This is a genomic window from Mesorhizobium sp. M0778 (assembly GCF_040320105.1).
Lineage (GTDB): Bacteria > Pseudomonadota > Alphaproteobacteria > Rhizobiales > Rhizobiaceae > Mesorhizobium.
On the sequence record NZ_JAMYPA010000021.1, the window covers coordinates 19,790 to 34,600 of the forward strand.

At 61.5% G+C, this 14,811-nt stretch carries 11 protein-coding genes; 4 read left to right on the forward strand and 7 right to left on the reverse strand.

Going from position 1 to position 14,811, the window contains the following annotated elements; all coding sequences use genetic code 11:
- Positions 1-23: 23 nt before the first annotated feature.
- A complete protein-coding gene (locus NKI22_RS24515; protein WP_023720692.1) occupies positions 24-1,463 on the reverse strand; it encodes a lipopolysaccharide biosynthesis protein in 1,440 nt (479 codons plus the stop codon).
- 169 nt (positions 1,464-1,632) lie between these two features.
- Here NKI22_RS24515 and NKI22_RS24520 point away from each other — a divergent pair, with 169 nt between their 5' ends.
- Positions 1,633-2,751 (forward strand): glycosyltransferase family 4 protein, encoded by a 1,119-nt coding sequence (locus tag NKI22_RS24520; protein WP_023720691.1) that lies wholly within the window; start codon positions 1,633-1,635, stop codon positions 2,749-2,751.
- Here the strand turns inward: NKI22_RS24520 and asnB are convergent.
- Positions 2,725-4,650 (reverse strand): asparagine synthase (glutamine-hydrolyzing), encoded by a 1,926-nt coding sequence (asnB, locus tag NKI22_RS24525; protein ID WP_352716136.1) that lies wholly within the window; start codon positions 4,648-4,650, stop codon positions 2,725-2,727. The genes NKI22_RS24520 and asnB overlap by 27 nt on opposite strands.
- Before the next feature lie 172 nt (positions 4,651-4,822).
- Positions 4,823-6,064 carry a glycoside hydrolase family 5 protein gene (locus NKI22_RS24530; RefSeq protein WP_352639419.1) on the reverse strand — a complete coding sequence of 414 codons (1,242 nt, stop codon included), beginning with the start codon at positions 6,062-6,064 and terminating at the stop codon, positions 4,823-4,825.
- Positions 6,065-6,180: 116 nt separating this feature from the next.
- On the opposite strand from NKI22_RS24530, the gene NKI22_RS24535 reads away from it, so the two are divergent.
- The 3 genes from NKI22_RS24535 to NKI22_RS24545 all read left to right on the forward strand — a co-directional run bounded on the left by NKI22_RS24535 (position 6,181) and on the right by NKI22_RS24545 (position 10,470).
- A complete protein-coding gene (locus tag NKI22_RS24535; RefSeq protein WP_031194489.1) occupies positions 6,181-8,109 on the forward strand; it encodes a heparinase II/III family protein in 1,929 nt (642 codons plus the stop codon).
- A gap of 199 nt (positions 8,110-8,308) precedes the next feature.
- Positions 8,309-9,304, forward strand: a complete 996-nt coding sequence (locus NKI22_RS24540; RefSeq protein WP_023720687.1) for a sterol desaturase family protein — start codon at positions 8,309-8,311, stop codon at positions 9,302-9,304.
- Positions 9,301-10,470: a GNAT family N-acetyltransferase gene (locus tag NKI22_RS24545; protein ID WP_352815161.1), complete on the forward strand. Its 1,170-nt coding sequence runs from the start codon at positions 9,301-9,303 to the stop codon at positions 10,468-10,470. Before NKI22_RS24540 ends, NKI22_RS24545 begins: the two co-directional genes overlap by 4 nt.
- Before the next feature lie 221 nt (positions 10,471-10,691).
- Here the strand turns inward: NKI22_RS24545 and NKI22_RS24550 are convergent, their stop codons facing one another.
- The 4 genes from NKI22_RS24550 to NKI22_RS24565 form a co-directional block, all read right to left on the reverse strand.
- Positions 10,692-11,003, reverse strand: a complete 312-nt coding sequence (locus NKI22_RS24550) for a UBP-type zinc finger domain-containing protein (protein WP_036238601.1) — start codon at positions 11,001-11,003, stop codon at positions 10,692-10,694.
- Complete coding sequence (locus NKI22_RS24555) at positions 11,000-12,691, reverse strand: FAD-dependent oxidoreductase (RefSeq protein WP_352852339.1); 1,692 nt, start codon at positions 12,689-12,691, stop codon at positions 11,000-11,002. Before NKI22_RS24555 ends, NKI22_RS24550 begins: the two co-directional genes overlap by 4 nt.
- A gap of 317 nt (positions 12,692-13,008) precedes the next feature.
- Entirely contained in the window at positions 13,009-13,935 is a 927-nt protein-coding gene (locus NKI22_RS24560) for an NADP-dependent oxidoreductase (protein ID WP_245278648.1), read from the reverse strand.
- A gap of 113 nt (positions 13,936-14,048) precedes the next feature.
- Positions 14,049-14,486: a CBS domain-containing protein gene (locus tag NKI22_RS24565; RefSeq protein ID WP_023720681.1), complete on the reverse strand. Its 438-nt coding sequence runs from the start codon at positions 14,484-14,486 to the stop codon at positions 14,049-14,051.
- Positions 14,487-14,811: the final 325 nt, after the last annotated feature.

Here is a 14,811-nt window from a genome sequence, read left to right on the forward strand (position 1 = left end):
CCGCTTACAGATCGCTTATGCGCCTACGCGATCCGTAGCCGCGCCCGCAGCTGGGCGAGGAATTGCGTCGCTGCCACAGGGTGGAATAGCGAGGTCAGCCCGAAGAAAACCGCAGCTCCGGCGGTGCCGCCGGCGATAAGCGAGAAGATTGCCGGCACATCGCCGGCCACCATGCTGGCAAGCTTGGCGGCCACCCCTGTGCTGAGCGAGATGATTGCCGAAACGCCAATGTCGCGCCACGGCACCGGCACCGGCGTGAGCCGTTCGCTGATGATGATGCAGGTTATGGAGCCCACCACCGAGCCGCCCGCCAGCGCCAAAGCGGCGCCGATCTCCGCCATCGAAGGGATCAATAGCAGAGACAATGCGATTGTTGCCGCCGAGCCGAAGAGATTGGCGATGATCAGCAGCCACGGCCGTTTGTGCGCGTGCACCACGACGCCATAGACGAAGCTGGTGAGGTTGGCACACAGCACGCTGAAGGCGATGATCGGAAACAGCAGGCCGAAGCGGCCGTGATATTGCGAGGGCAGCATGAGCTCAGTGATATCGCTGCTGAGCGCGACCAGCATAGCTGCAATCGGCAGGCAAAGCCGCATCATCAAGGCCATCAACTGCGATAGCAACCGACCCGATGCGGCGGGCCCGTCCTCGTCGAACCGGCTGACCACCTCGGGAAAGGCGCCCATGTTGATGGCGTTAGCGACCATGTCGATCGGTTGGCGGGCCAGCGCATAGGCTGCGGCGAAGATCGCCACAGCGCTGGCATCGTAATAGAACTTGAGGAACAGACGCTCCGCGCTGTTGAGCCCGAAGCCAACCAGCGCCATGATGATCAGCGGCACACCGAGCGCAAAGAAGTCTCTGTGGGTGAAGCGCGGCGGACCGGTAACGACGCGTCGGGATGCCATGATGCCCGCCACGATGCCGGCAATCAAGGCGCCGAGGCTCGAGCCGAGCGATACCGTCAGAAAGCTATCCTGGAAGATAAGGATGGCGCCGATCGGCAGCGCGAGTTGCAGCAGGGCACGCAGGGCTTCGAGCATCGAATAGACCGAGTGGCGCTGCTGCATCTGCAGCACCGTCAACGCGAAGCGGCTGATGGATCCGGCGACGAGATAGCCGCAGACCGCGATCGCGAACTCGACCCAGCGTTCCGGCACGACCACCGCCGACGCGCCTACCGATATGACCAGCGCCAGTGCCGTGGTGGCAAGCAACACCTGCCCGGCCAGCATCAGGCTGCCGCGGCTGACTTCGCCCTTGCCGCCAAGCCTGAGCAACGCGATGCGCAGCCAGTTGGTGACGGCAATGTCGGTCATTTCGCCGACGGTCACCACCAGAGTGAGCAGGCCATACTCGGTCTGGTCGATCAAACGCGTCACGACGACCAGCAGGAGCAACGCCGAGATTCGCGTCAGCAGGATCGCCGGAGCATAAATGAGCGTGGAACGGAGCAGCAAAGGCGTGTCCCTGGAAAATTCACCTTCGACTAGCCGCCGATTGGCGGAAAATCCAGCGCGATGACGGCGAAGGGTGAACAGATTCAGTTTGAACTAAAAGATTTGCCGTAAACCTTATCGGGAACGTTTGCTTTGCAGTTACCCGGTCTGTGTTATTTAGAGTACCATCATGTTGCAGCGCCTCATATCCGATCGAAAAATACATGTCTTGGTCGCGACGCCGTCGGGCGTTTCGGGCCAGGGCGGCATCGACCGCATCATGGGGGCGCTGAAGCAGGAGTTCGAACGGCAAGAAGTCACCGACATCGATGTGCGCTTCCTTGCCAGTCGTGGCTCGGGGCATGTCGGACTTTCGATCTTCTATATGCTCGGCTTTTGCTTGCGGATGCTTAAAGCGCGTCTGGCTGGACGCGCCGATGTCGTTCATATCAACATCTCAGTCTCCGGCAGCACCTATCGCAAGATGGTGATCGCCGCCTGCGCACGGCTGCTGTCGATACCCTATGTCCTGCATTTGCACGGGGCGCAGTATCAGACATTCTGGAAAGACGATCACGGGTTCATAAGCCGCCGTATCAAAGCTCTGTTCGAGCATGCCGATCGGGTGATCGTTTTGGGCAGGCTTTGGCGCGATTTCGTCGCCAGCCGGGCGCCAGGCGCTGCCGGCAATATCGTGATCGTGCCCAATGCGACCGAAGTCCCGTCGCTGGCGCACGTCGGTGGCGGCGGCCACGTGCATATCCTGTTCCTGGGTCGTATCGGCGACCGCAAGGGCGTACCGCAATTGTTGGACGCGCTGCACCGCATGAACCCCGTCAAGAACTGGCGCGCCACGATTGCCGGCGATGGCGAAATCGATGCGGCACGGGCAAAATCGGCCGGGCTAGGGATCGCAGACCGGATCGCCTTTCCGGGTTGGGTGGGACCCGACGATGTCGCGTCGCTGATCTCTTTCGCGGATATTCTGGTTCTTCCCTCCTTCGCCGAAAACCTGCCTATGTCGGTGATCGAAGGCATGGCAGCCGGTTTGGCGGTGGTGGCAACCCCGGTTGGCGCGGTCGAAGACATAATTACCGACGGGCAATCCGGGCTGCTGGTGCCGCCAGGCGATGTTACTGCGTTGACCGATGCGCTGGGCCGCCTCGTGGAGAGCCCAGCACTGAGGGCGAGGCTTGGTGCCGGTGCCATGGCCGTGCATCGGGAACGGCTTGAACTCGCCCCGTTTGTCGGCGCAATCTGCGATGTCTGGCGGTCGGCGGCGTCAAGCCGTCAACCGGTCAAGCGCTGAGGCTGATGATCGCGGCGGCGCCTCAAGCCCGAATTCGCGGTGGAATATCTCCAAATTCAACAGCGCCCATATCAGCTTTTCGTGGTCTGCGGCACCTGTGGTGTGTTCCGAGACGATTTGATCAAGCTGTTTCGGGCTCAAATAGCTGCGAATGACGGAGTTAGGCGAGCAAAGGTGGTCGTGCACGTAGTTCCTCATCGACCCCCGAAACCATTCGGCGACGGGCACCTTGAATCCGATCTTGCGGCGGTTGAGAATTTCCTCCGGAAGTATGTTGGCCATGCTGCTGCGCAAGATCAGCTTACCCTTCCGCCAACCCACCTTGTAGCGATCGGGCAATTTGCTGACGAACGCAACCAGATCGCGATCGAGGAACGGCATTCTTCCTTCGATTGAACCGGCCATCATCATCCGGTCGCCTCGTTCCAGGAGATTGTCGGGCAACCACGATGTCTGATCGAAAAATAGCGCGCGGCGAAGATGGGATGCTGTCGCGCTTGAGGAAAACGGTAAGTTGTTGCGTCCATTGCGGCAATTGGCCGGCGCACCGATGAGGCGACTGTGTTCCTGCTCTGTCATGGCTCCAAACCAGGAGATCATCCGGGTGGCAAAGTCCCTTTCACCCGCGCTTCGGGCAAATGTATCGAACTTGGCCGATGCGCCAGGCATGGCACGTATCAAAGGGGCGAGGAGGTTGTTGTGGAGCAAGGCTGGAACGAGCGACCGGTAGATTCCAGCCAGTGACTCTGCGCGATGTTTGGGATACCCGCCGAGAACCTCGTCTGCCCCTTCACCTGTGAGCACCATCTTGACGTCCTGTGAGGCTCGCTCCGACATCAGGTAAATCGGAATGTCCGAACTTTGTGAAACGGGCGCCCCCAGATGGCGAATCAACTTCGGCAGGTGGTCAATCAGGTCGTCCGCTTCTATGACCAGTTCGCAATGATCGGTCTTGAAATGATCGGCGACGCGTCGGGCGAATGGAAGTTCACTATAGGCCGGTTCGCTGAAACCGACCGAAAATGTGCGGATGGGCTTGTCGCTGTGCTTGGTCATCAGGGCGACGATTGCTGACGAGTCGAGGCCTCCGGAGAGAAAGGCGCCGAAAGGTGCATCGCTGCGCATTCTGATCTCGACGGAATGGTCGAGCAGTTCCAGAAATCGTCGCTTGGCGGTTTCCTGGTCGATGTCCTCGGTCAGGTCCGTTTGATCTGGAGGCGTATAATAGCGCGTTTCCGTCACAGTCCCTTGCGACCAAACGGCATAGCTTCCGGGGTTGAGCTTGCGGATTTGTTTAAAAAGCGTGCGCGGTCCAGGCACGTAACGCCAGCGCAGGTACTCGTGCACAGCGTCCAAATCGAGTTGCTGCGCATTTGGCTGCGATGACAACAACGCGTTGATCTCTGAGGCAAAGGACAGCAGTTTTTCGCTCTGCATGAGGTAAAGGGGCTTTTTGCCGAACGGATCACGGGCGAGGATCAATTCGTGCCTCTGAGCATCCCAGAGCGCAAAAGCGAACATGCCGCTCAACCGTTCGAACATGGACAAGTGCCACTGATCATAAGCTCTGAGCAGCACCTCGGTATCGGAGCGCGTTCGAAAATGATGACCGAGGCCGATCAGTTCCTGGCGCAGCTCGATATAGTTGTATATTTCGCCGTTGAAAGTTATTCTGAGATGGCCGTCCTCGATATGCATCGGCTGATTTGACTCTGGCGCTAAGTCAATAATCGCCAGGCGGCGATGGACCAATGCCAATTGTTCCTCGCCAGTATTCAAGTCCAAGAACTCGATGCCTTCGGCATCGGGACCGCGATGCCGCAATGCATTTGACATTCTGGCGGCCCGCTCTTGTGGATTCTCGGCCCTTCGGCCGATCCACCCGGCAATTCCACACATTGTTCCCCCTAGGCGCGCGTATTCCTCACTCCAGTACAACAAATGTATTAAACACTTCGTGGCTAACAGATCGAGCCGCGAGGGAAAACTGCCACAGGCCGTTCTCGATCCAACCTGGCGTTGAGAGGATCGAAGTTGACGGCTGCTCATCCGCGACGAGAACTGACGGCAATTAGGGCAGGCCCAGTGCCTGCAGCATCTCCGGGTCGGGCACCGGGGGGCCATCGGGCCGGATGAGGCTCATCCCATAGCGATTGGAGAACTCCCAGACAGACCATGGGATCGCGAAGCGTTCGGCCTCTCGGCGCACCGCCTTGAGATAGCGCGAACGGTCGGCCTCGAAGGCGCCCATGCGGCCGTCCGCTGACATGAGGATAGCGCCGAATTCGCCCATGAAGAGCCGCCGGCTTGGAATGCCATGGCCTTCAGCCCAGTCGACGGCCTGACGAAAGCTCGTCTCGAGTTGGCTCTGCCCCCAGTTCTGCTCGAAATATTTCGCTACTGCTTCGCGCGCGGTGGCCATGTTCATCATCTGCTCGACCCTGCTCAAGCCGGCAGCTTCCATCCGCGCCCTAAGGGTTTCGGTCACCACTTCGGGTGTACTGCTGTCGGCAGGCCAGGGAAGTCCCGAAACAAAGCTGTTTGTGTCGTCGGGCCGCTGGTGGGTGAAGCTGTGCGGCTCATACATATGGAAGCTGTAATAGAGGTTTGGGTCATCAAAGCCGGGGCTGAGGTTGACCAGTCCGGCAATGCTGCCGCCGCAGGCGCCGGTCGCAACGATGGTGAGTTCGCTGCTGACCGCTCGAATGTCGTGGACGGTCCCCGCCATGATCCGCTGCCAGTCATCGCTGCCGCTTGGATCGCAAGGGTAATATGCTGGCTCGTTGTAAGGTTCGAGGGCGACTTTGTCGGTGCCTATCTTGACCAGCATGGCGGCGACCGCCACAACCATCTGGCGGTAGCCGGCGACGCCCTCGCTGTCGGCGCCGCCGTAGATCATCTCCATGCTGTAGTCCGGAACCTGAGTGACGCCATGCAGGTCGAAAACCACCATGAGGCCGGTCGACGTGATCCGCTCGACGGCGGCGGCAAGTATGTCCAGCGCCTGCTGCCGCCTGGCGCCCTCGCTGGCAAGCAGAGGGCCGGGATCGACGCTCAGCCGGACGAAGTCGAAGCCCATCGATCGGATGTGGGCAAACACCTCCCCGGCCGGCCAATCGGTGAACGGCCTGCTTCCCGCAAGCCACTCCTTTTCGCTGCGATAGGGCGGCCAAACGTAGGTTCCGTCTTTCTCCACCGGCGACCAGTTGAGCCACTCATGCACGCCAACGCCGCGCTTGAGAGGGATGGGCGCTGCCTCGGCCGCCATAACCAAGGCGAGCACCCAGGCAACAACACACACCGCTTTTCTCATCGCTCTCTCCGCATGGTCGCCGGAGATATTAACCGCAACGAACGGGAAAAAAGATTGCCGGCGCGCAGCTTTTCGACGGCATGGTATACAAGGACCGAAACGTTGACGGGGCGTGCATGAGAATCGGCTGGTACATCAACCGATTGCGCAGCATGGGACCGGCCGAGGTGTTGCACCGGCTGAGCGAGCAACGTCGAAGGATCGCGTCGCGCCGCCGCGATGATGGGTGGGAGCGCTATCCATCGCCGCAGTTGCACCCGGTGCTGCCGGGATTTCGCCACGCTGTGCTGGCAGCGACCGACGCTCAACGGCAAGCCATAGCGGCGGCCGCGCAAGAGACGCTTCAGGGCCGGTTTTCGGCACTCGGGCGGACATGGCCAAAGCGCGAGCCCGATGTTTTGTTTCCTGCTGAGCTTTGGCGTCTTGATCCGGTGACCGGCAGGCTTTGGCCTGGCTCCGAGGCTCATACTTTCGACATCGATTTTCGCCATGGCGGCGACCTTGGCGATATAAAATATGTCTGGGAAATCAACCGGCTGCAGCAATTGCCGCCACTGGCTGCACACCTGCTCCTCAGCGAGGACAATCGGTCCCGGAGGGCCATTGAGGTGGCAATCGGCAGTTGGCATTCCGCCAATCCGCCGTTCCGAGGCATTGGCTGGGCGTCCGGCATCGAGGTAGCGCTGCGAGCCATCAGCCTGATCGTCACCCTGGACCTCGTTGGCGACCGGCTTGACCCGACGACCCTGCGGAAAGCCGGTGAGATACTCGCGGCAAGCGCCTATTGGCTGCCGCGGTTTCCATCGCGATATTCCTCCGCCAACAACCATCTCGTCGCAGAATTGGCTGGCGAATATCTGGTCGGCCTGGCGCTCGGGGCCGAATCCGAAATCGCCCACGGCGCCCTCCTGAATGAGACGCACAAGCAGATACTCGCCGACGGCGCCGGTGCCGAGCAAACGCCGACCTACGCAGCCTTCAGCGCCGAACTCATCTTGCTGTGCGCCGCCGCGGCACGCCAGGCGGGAACGCCGTTTCCCCACGCTGTCGAAGCGCGTCTGGGTGCCTTCGCCAATTTCGTCGGCTGGCTGCCACTGAAAGCCGCCCGCTTCGGCGACGACGATGAGGGCCGCGTGCTGAAGCTGGGGGACGAGCCGAACTATATCCGATCCGTCGCGGCCGCCATCCAAAGCTTACTGGGGACGCCGGGCAACGCGCCGGGGCCCGACGACTTTCGTTCGCTTTTCTTTGGTGCGCCGTCGGGCCCGGCACCGGCGGTGCATGGCTTGCAGACATTCGCGCGAGGTGGGCTCTCCGTCTGGCGCGGAGCAATGAATGGCCGCGATGTCGAACTGACGTTCGACCATGGGCCGCTCGGCTATCTCTCGATAGCGGCGCACGGCCATGCCGACGCGCTGTCGCTCACCCTGTGCATCGACGGTGAGCCGGTGCTGGTCGATCCGGGCACCTGGCTCTACGGTTCGGGAGGCGCATGGCGCGACTGGTTCCGCTCCACGCCGGCGCACAACACGCTGAACATCGAGGGTAAAAACCAAAGCACCATCGCTGGGAATTTCAACTGGTCGCACAAGGCAGTTGCGACGCTGGTGGACAGCGAGCCTGGAACGCACTGGAGGCTGTGTGGCCGGCACGACGGGTATAGAAGCCGCTTCGGCGTCATGCATCAGCGCACTTTGGCGCGCCAGGCCGATGGCATCCTCATCACCGACCAACTGCTCAGCGGCAAGCATCAGTCCGAGATCGTCTTCCAACTGGCCGCCGGCCTCCATACCGACCGGCATGAAAACACGGTCACGGTGTTGCGCGGCGACGAGGCGCTATTGGCCATCCGCTTTCCTGATGCCGCGCTCGATATCCGCGCCGGCGGTGACATGCCGGGGCAAGGCGGTTGGGTTTCACTGCGTTTTGGCACCAGGCAGCAAGCCGAACGCCTCGCCTGGCACGGTGAAGTGGGCGAAGCTGGAATCCATATCCATCTTGCCCCAATTCACCCGCCGCAACGGCAAAAACCGGCGCCAACGTAGAGTTGCCGGGCGAGTTCCAGCCGTATTCGACATTAATTACGTTTGGACATTTAGCGGTTTCGTTACCGTTGATCTGCTAGTCTCGCATCATCCAGCCTGCTTTGCCCGCTGCGCCCGCAACAGCCACTGGTTGCAGGCGGCGTAGCAGGTGTGGCGGGGATTTCGTGCTTTGCAATTCGCCCCAGGAGCCGCTGCAACGATGTTTTCCGAATTTGCCAGAGCGATTGTGGAAAAGCTTTCGAACGTCAATCTGACCACGCTCGGCCTGCTTCTCCTCACCGCACTGGGCAGCGCGGTGATCGCCTACTGGCGAACTGCCGAACATAAGTCCCTCAGGGACTTTTTCGACTTCGCCTTCCCGGCGGAAGTCATCCTGCACCCGTCGGCGCGAGCCGACGCCCTGTTCTGGATCACGAAACGGGCGATGATGCCTTTCCTGCTCATTCCTGCCGGCGTCACCTTCGTCGTCGCGGTGGGCTACGGCACACGCGAGGCAATCGGCTGGCTCCTTAACATCCACGCGCCGCTTCTCGGCGGCCCGGCGGGACCGATGACGATCGTCATCTTCACCGCAACCATGCTGGTCGCCTATGATATTTCCTACTACCTCTACCACGTCGCCCAGCACCGCTTTCCGTTCCTGTGGGAATTGCACAAGGTGCATCATTCGGCCGAGGTGATGGTGGGGATCACCAAGGACCGGGTTCATCCGCTGGACGATCTGATGAACCGTATGTGGGATGGCGTCATCCCGGGCATCTGCTTCGGCATCTGGAGCCTCATTGCACTCGATCCGGTAGAGATCGCTATCTTCGGCATCAACGTCTACGTCATCCGCAACATCCTGATGATGGACTTTGTTCGCCATACGCATCTCAAGATATCGTTCGGCTCGTTGAACAACATCATCCTGTGTCCGCACTGGCACCAGGTGCATCACAGCATCGACCCGCGTCACTACGATAAGAATTTCGGCCTGCTTTTTTCGTTCTGGGATCGTCTGTTCGGAACGCAATTTGTCCCGGAGCCGGATGAAGACCTGAAATTTGGCTTGGTCGATCGCGATGTGCGCGATTACCAGTCGCTCTTTGGGCTCTACATCCTGCCGCTCAAGAAGATGGCAAGGCATGTCATGCGACTGTTTCACAGACGGCCCAATGTGGTCGCGCAGCCACAGGACAGTTCTCCTTCATGAACACCGCTGTTTCCATCGACGTCCTAGGCGCGGAGCGCCTGGAAATCGTCCGTTCGGCGGATCGCCTGGCTGCGGTCGAAGCCGCTTGGATGGAGCTTTGGCATCGTACCGACGGGCTGATCTTTCAAAGCCATGCCTGGATTTCGGCATGGTGGAGTACCGTACAACGCCGTGACCAGCGCGCGTTGCGGATCGGCCTGGTCTGGAAGGGCGAGAGACTCGTTGCTGTCGTTCCGCTGGCGATCGGCAGGCGCAGGGGGCTGCGGTTTCTCGAATGGGCGGCCGGCAGCTATACCGACTATGGGGATATTCTCGTTGCTCCGGAATGCTCGTTGTCGGCGTTGCAGGAGCTATGGAGCCAACTCTGCGATGCAGGCGGCTTCGATCTTGCCTTGATCAGTCGTCTCTCGCCGGATGCGGCGGCCCGCAAAATTTTCACGCCGGGAGCTTCCGGCGGCATCAGGCTTCGTCACTTTCACCGAACGGAAGTCAGCTATCGCGTTGCCGGACAATGGAAAAGCGGAGCGGCATGGTTGGCGGACCAGTCGAAAAAGACGCGCCAGAACTATCGGCGCGGCATCAAGGCGCTGGAAGAAACCGGAGAGGTGAGATTTCGCCTGCTTGCGCCCGACGAGCCGCTGCAACCGGTACTGGAGCGCCTCGCGGCCTTGAAGCGGAAATGGCTGACCGAGCGCATGCGTGAATCAGACCTCTTCGAAGAGGGCGTGCCGGTACTCGCCGCGCTCGTCGATGCGTTGGCGCGCGCCGGCGTGCTGCATATCTTCGTCCTCGAATGCAATGGCGTGATGGTCGCGGTGTCGATCAACTTCGTCCAGCACGACGTGATGATGGCCTTCGTGACGACGTTCGATCCGGATTTCGGCCGGGCGTCGCCGGGTGTGATCCTGTTGATGGATTACGTGCAGTGGTCGATCGATCACGGCTTGAGCACGGTCGATTTCCTCTGTGGCGCAGAGTCGTTCAAACACAAATTCTCAACGCAGGCGGTTACGCTGGAATCCGTCATCGGGACGCGCACGGCACAGGGCGCGCTTGCATCTCTTGCCGATCGTGTCCTCCAGACCGTCAGGCATATGCGCGAGCGGTCATCGGCACCACCAGAGGGACGCGATACGCCCGCTCAAGCCGAAGCAGCCTTGGACTAAAGCGCGTCGCATTCGATCGGCCTCATGCGACGCGCTTTAGATTCTTGTTTTATACATGTCGTTATCGCAAAATCGCTGCACACTTTTGCGCGACATGCTTTAGAACGGTTCATCGTTTCACGGAAACGCGGAACAGCTCCATCTTTTGTTTTGACGCAATTCCGGACGAAAACCGTTCACACTTTTCCTGGAATTGCTGTAGCGGCCCGCTCGCAAAAAGCTCAAATGAAGCGCGGTATCGGACCGTTTTGCGGCGTGGTGCGGTCGCCGAGGTCGAGGAAGATTTCGTCGATGTAGCACCATCCCCAACCTTCCGGCGGATCGTAGCCTTCGATGACAGGATGGCCGGTTGCCCGAAAATGCTTGGTGGCATGTCGGTTGGGCGAGTCGTCGCAGCAGCCGACATGGCCGCATGTGCGGCAGAGCCGCAGATGCACCCACTGCGAACCGCTCTTCAGGCATTCCTCGCAGCCGAGCGCGCTCGGTGTCACGTCGCGAATGTCCCCGGCGTGCCTGCATTCGTCTGCCATCATACGCTCCTGACCAGTTGTGGCGCCACGGCGAGACTGCCGTTTCGCGCGAGATATGCATGCAGCGCTGCAACCACCTGGGCGCCTTCGCCGACGGCAGCGGCGACGCGCTTGATCGAGCCGGAGCGCACGTCGCCGATGGCGAACACCCCGCCGCGGTTCGTCTCCAGCGCACCACGTTCCTGGCCAATGTCAGGCCCGGTGCGAACGAAGCCCTTCGCGTCCAACGCCACGCCGCATTGCGCCAGCCAGTCGGTGTTCGGATCGGCGCCGATGAACAGGAAGAGGTGGCGGATCGGACGTGCTGTCTCGGTGTCGCGGTTGCGCCAGCGCACTTTGCCAAGATTGCCGTCGTCGCCTTCCAGCGCCGTGATCTGGGTCTCAGCCAGCACCTCGATGTTCGGCTGTGCCCTGACGCGCTCCACCAGATAGCGCGACATGCTCGCATCCAGGCTGCTGCCGCGCGCCAGCAGCCATACCTTCTTCACATGCGCCGCCAGATAAACAGCAGCCTGGCCAGCCGAATTGCCGGCGCCGACCAGGGCCACCTCTTGCCCGGCGCAAAGCCGGGCTTCGATCGGCGAAGCCCAATAGTGCACGGAGGTTCCCTCGAATTGCGCCAGGTTTGCCATATCAAGGCGGCGATAGCGCGCTCCGCTGGCGATCACCACCGACCGTGCCCGCACGGTCTCCCCGCCGCCGACGGCGAGCGTGTAGTGGGCACCGGACGCGTCGCTTGCACTGCCCAGCCGCTTCGCCTCGTCCGGTATCACCATTTCGACGCCGAATTTCTGCGCCTGATTGTAAGCGCGCGCCATCAGCGCCATTCCCGAAATGCCGGTCGGGAAGCCGAGATAGTTCTCGATGCGCGAGGAGGCGCCCGCCTGTCCACCAAAGGCACGGCAATCGAGCACGATCGTCGACAGCCCTTCGGAAGCCGCATAGACGGCCGCCGCGAGGCCGGCTGGTCCGGCGCCGACAATGGCCACGTCGTACAGCTTGTCGGCGTCGATCGGCCTCACCAGGCCGATGCAGCGGGCGAGCTCGTTCTCTCCGGGATTGAGCAGCAGCTTGCCGTTCGGGCAGAGCACGATCGGCAAATGGTGGATATCGACATGGAAGCGTTCGATCAGCGTCTTGGCGCAGGGATCGGTAGCGGAATCGAGAACCCGATGCGGCTGACCGCTGCGGGCTAGGAAACCTTGCAGCCGCAATACGTCACCGCTGTCGACCGGTCCGACAATGATCGGTCCGGCTGTGCCGCTCTCGAGCAGGCCGACACGGCGCAGGATCAGCGCCCGCATGATGCGCTCGCCGAGGTTTGCTTCCTGTACCATCAGGTCCCGCAGCCTTTGCGAGGCGATGACGAGCGCCTCGACCGGCTCGACCGCCTCCACATCCACCAGTGAGGGCCGGGCTGAAAGCTGCGCCAGCTCGCCAACGAAATTGCCCGCACCGTGCGTGACGATCGTTTCGCGCCGGCCGAAGCTGCCGCCCTGGATTATATCCACTTTGCCGGACAGGACCACGATCAGACCGGGCGCCAGCTCACCGGCTTTGACGATCTGTTCGCCTGCAGCATAGGACACGGCTTCGCCGAAACGGCCCATGCGGTCCAGGTCAGGTTCAGCCAGCGCGGGAAACATCTGGTCGCGACGGGCAATGGAGATCGGATTGGCAGATTGAGACATGGTTCGAGCCTATCGCCGCTGTCCGACAGATTGAAGCGGTTTTTTGCGGCTTGCGGGCCGTAGGAACCTAACCCGCCTGTCGGTAAACGCTGCGCCCTTCGCTTCGCATTTCACTGACAGCGGCCCGTGCGCCGGTGCCGGCGCGAGGTGCCTCACATTCCGTTGCATCTCCCTGATTTGTTTGATTTGCGTATTCCGGCAAACCCGACGCATGCTGCTTCGGCCGGCGCCTGTCTAAGCCGGCCAGGCCCGGCGCGCCGTCCTGTGTCAAACTCTCGGCCGCCGGGCTTCTGAACAGGAGAAACGGCCTGCGTCCGCTAGGCGGCCACCTGAAGCACGATCTTGCCGCGCGTATGCTGCTTCTCGAGCCGTTCCTCGGCTTTGGCGACGTCCTCGAGAGGATAGATTGCCTGCACGAACGGCCTGACCTTCCCGGCGTCGATGAGGCGGCTGATTTCGGCAAGCTGTGCTGCGTTCGGCTTGGTCAGATAGGAGACGCCGCGAGCCCGATGCTGGCGGGCCTTTTCCGCCGACGGTTCGGAAAGCGTCGAGACGAGCGTCCCGCCGGGTTTGAGCACGTCCCACGAGCGGTCCTGTGTTTCACCCGCTACAAGGTCGAAGACGAGGTTGACGTCCTCGACAACCTCCTCGAAGCGCTGGTTCTTGTAGTCGACCGCCTGGTCGGCGCCAAGCGCGCGGACGAAATTGAAATCCTGCGCGGAAACGGTCGTCGCGACGAAGGCGCCCGCAACCTTTGCAAACTGCACCGCCAGATGACCGACGCCGCCGGCGCCACCATGGATGAGGACCCGCTGCCCGGATTTGAGGCCGCCGTGATCGAAAAGGCCTTGCCACGCGGTAAGGCCCGCAAGCGGCACGGCGGCGGCTTCGGCGTGGTTTAAGCGTTGCGGCTTCGCCGCCGCCTCCGTTGCCTTGACGACGACATATTCGGCGTTGCCGCCGCGGTCGTTGCCGAGCATGGCATATAGCGGATCGCCCTTCTTCAGCGTATGGGCCCGCGTGCCGCACAATTCCACCACGCCGGATACGTCACGGCCGAGCGTGACGGGCAGATCCGCGCCCGAAGAGCCCTCGCGAACCTTGTAGTCGACGGGATTGACGCTTGCCGCGTAGACCTTGAGCGTGACCTCGTCGTCATGCGGCTGAGGCAACGGAACCGCGTCCAGCGAAAGAGCCTCCGGTCCACCAAAATCGTGGATACGGACGGCCTTCATGGTAATCATGGCTTGCTCCTCGTCGGTTTGCGGTCCAGTTCGCCTCTGAACAGTTTCACCGGCAGGCTGGCGTCTATCCGGCCGGCGGTTCGGTCGTGGCAAGGCCGGTCGACGGTGCGCCGTCAGTGTATCGTTTGCGAATGCTCGCCGCCGGGTTGCGAGATGCCGCTTAGCGCTTCACCGGCTGTCGCCGTCTCGCTGTTGGTGGCGAGGTCGCCCAGCGAAACGATGCCGACCAGGCGCTTGTCGCGATTAAGCACCGGCAACCGGCGCACTTTCAGATCAGCCATGTTGCGCAGAACATCCTCCGCGTCTTCGTCGTCGAAGCAATACCTGACCTCGGTGCTCATCACTTCCCGTACCTTGGCGTCAGGTGTCTTGCCTTGGGCGACGCCGCGGATTGCGATGTCGCGATCGGTTATCATGCCGACGAGCCGGTCGTTCTCGCCCACCGGCATCGCGCCGGCGTCGAGGCGACCCATCATTTCTGCCGCATCACGTAGGGTTTGCTGCGGACTGGCGATCTCGACGTCCTTTGTCATGCAGTTGCCAACTTTCATTTTAACCTCCGTTGGTTGCAGGCCCTGCCGCCAATTCCGTGATGGAAGGGTGAATGAGCGCCAGCGCAAAACGTTCCATGGCAAGACCCGTTTCGAGCGCTCCGCCAAATCACCCTTGCCATCCTCCACTCCGACCGCCCTTCAGGCGGTCGGCCCGGGAAAAGTCGGTTCCGAAGGAATTTCGGAAGGGGTGCCAGGAGGAATCCCGATTGGCTCCTGGTCCGGCATTGGAATTGGATCCGGCGAGGGTGGGGGTACGCCTGGAGGTTCTCCCGGCGGAGTCTCCGGCGGGGCAGGCGGCCGGGCCGGCTCGGGATTGGGATTG

Excerpts from the sequence above, each read along its gene's own strand:
- NKI22_RS24520 (WP_023720691.1), top strand. The coding sequence starts at position 1,633 with ATGTTGCAGCGCCTCATATCCGATCGAAAAATACATGTCTTGGTCGCG.
- asnB (WP_352716136.1), bottom strand. The coding sequence starts at position 4,650 with ATGTGTGGAATTGCCGGGTGGATCGGCCGAAGGGCCGAGAATCCACAA.
- NKI22_RS24530 (WP_352639419.1), bottom strand. The coding sequence starts at position 6,064 with ATGAGAAAAGCGGTGTGTGTTGTTGCCTGGGTGCTCGCCTTGGTTATG.
- NKI22_RS24535 (WP_031194489.1), top strand. The coding sequence starts at position 6,181 with ATGAGAATCGGCTGGTACATCAACCGATTGCGCAGCATGGGACCGGCC.
- NKI22_RS24540 (WP_023720687.1), top strand. The coding sequence starts at position 8,309 with ATGTTTTCCGAATTTGCCAGAGCGATTGTGGAAAAGCTTTCGAACGTC.
- NKI22_RS24545 (WP_352815161.1), top strand. The coding sequence starts at position 9,301 with ATGAACACCGCTGTTTCCATCGACGTCCTAGGCGCGGAGCGCCTGGAA.
- NKI22_RS24550 (WP_036238601.1), bottom strand. The coding sequence starts at position 11,003 with ATGATGGCAGACGAATGCAGGCACGCCGGGGACATTCGCGACGTGACA.
- NKI22_RS24555 (WP_352852339.1), bottom strand. The coding sequence starts at position 12,691 with ATGTCTCAATCTGCCAATCCGATCTCCATTGCCCGTCGCGACCAGATG.
- NKI22_RS24560 (WP_245278648.1), bottom strand. The coding sequence starts at position 13,935 with ATGATTACCATGAAGGCCGTCCGTATCCACGATTTTGGTGGACCGGAG.
- NKI22_RS24565 (WP_023720681.1), bottom strand. The coding sequence starts at position 14,486 with ATGAAAGTTGGCAACTGCATGACAAAGGACGTCGAGATCGCCAGTCCG.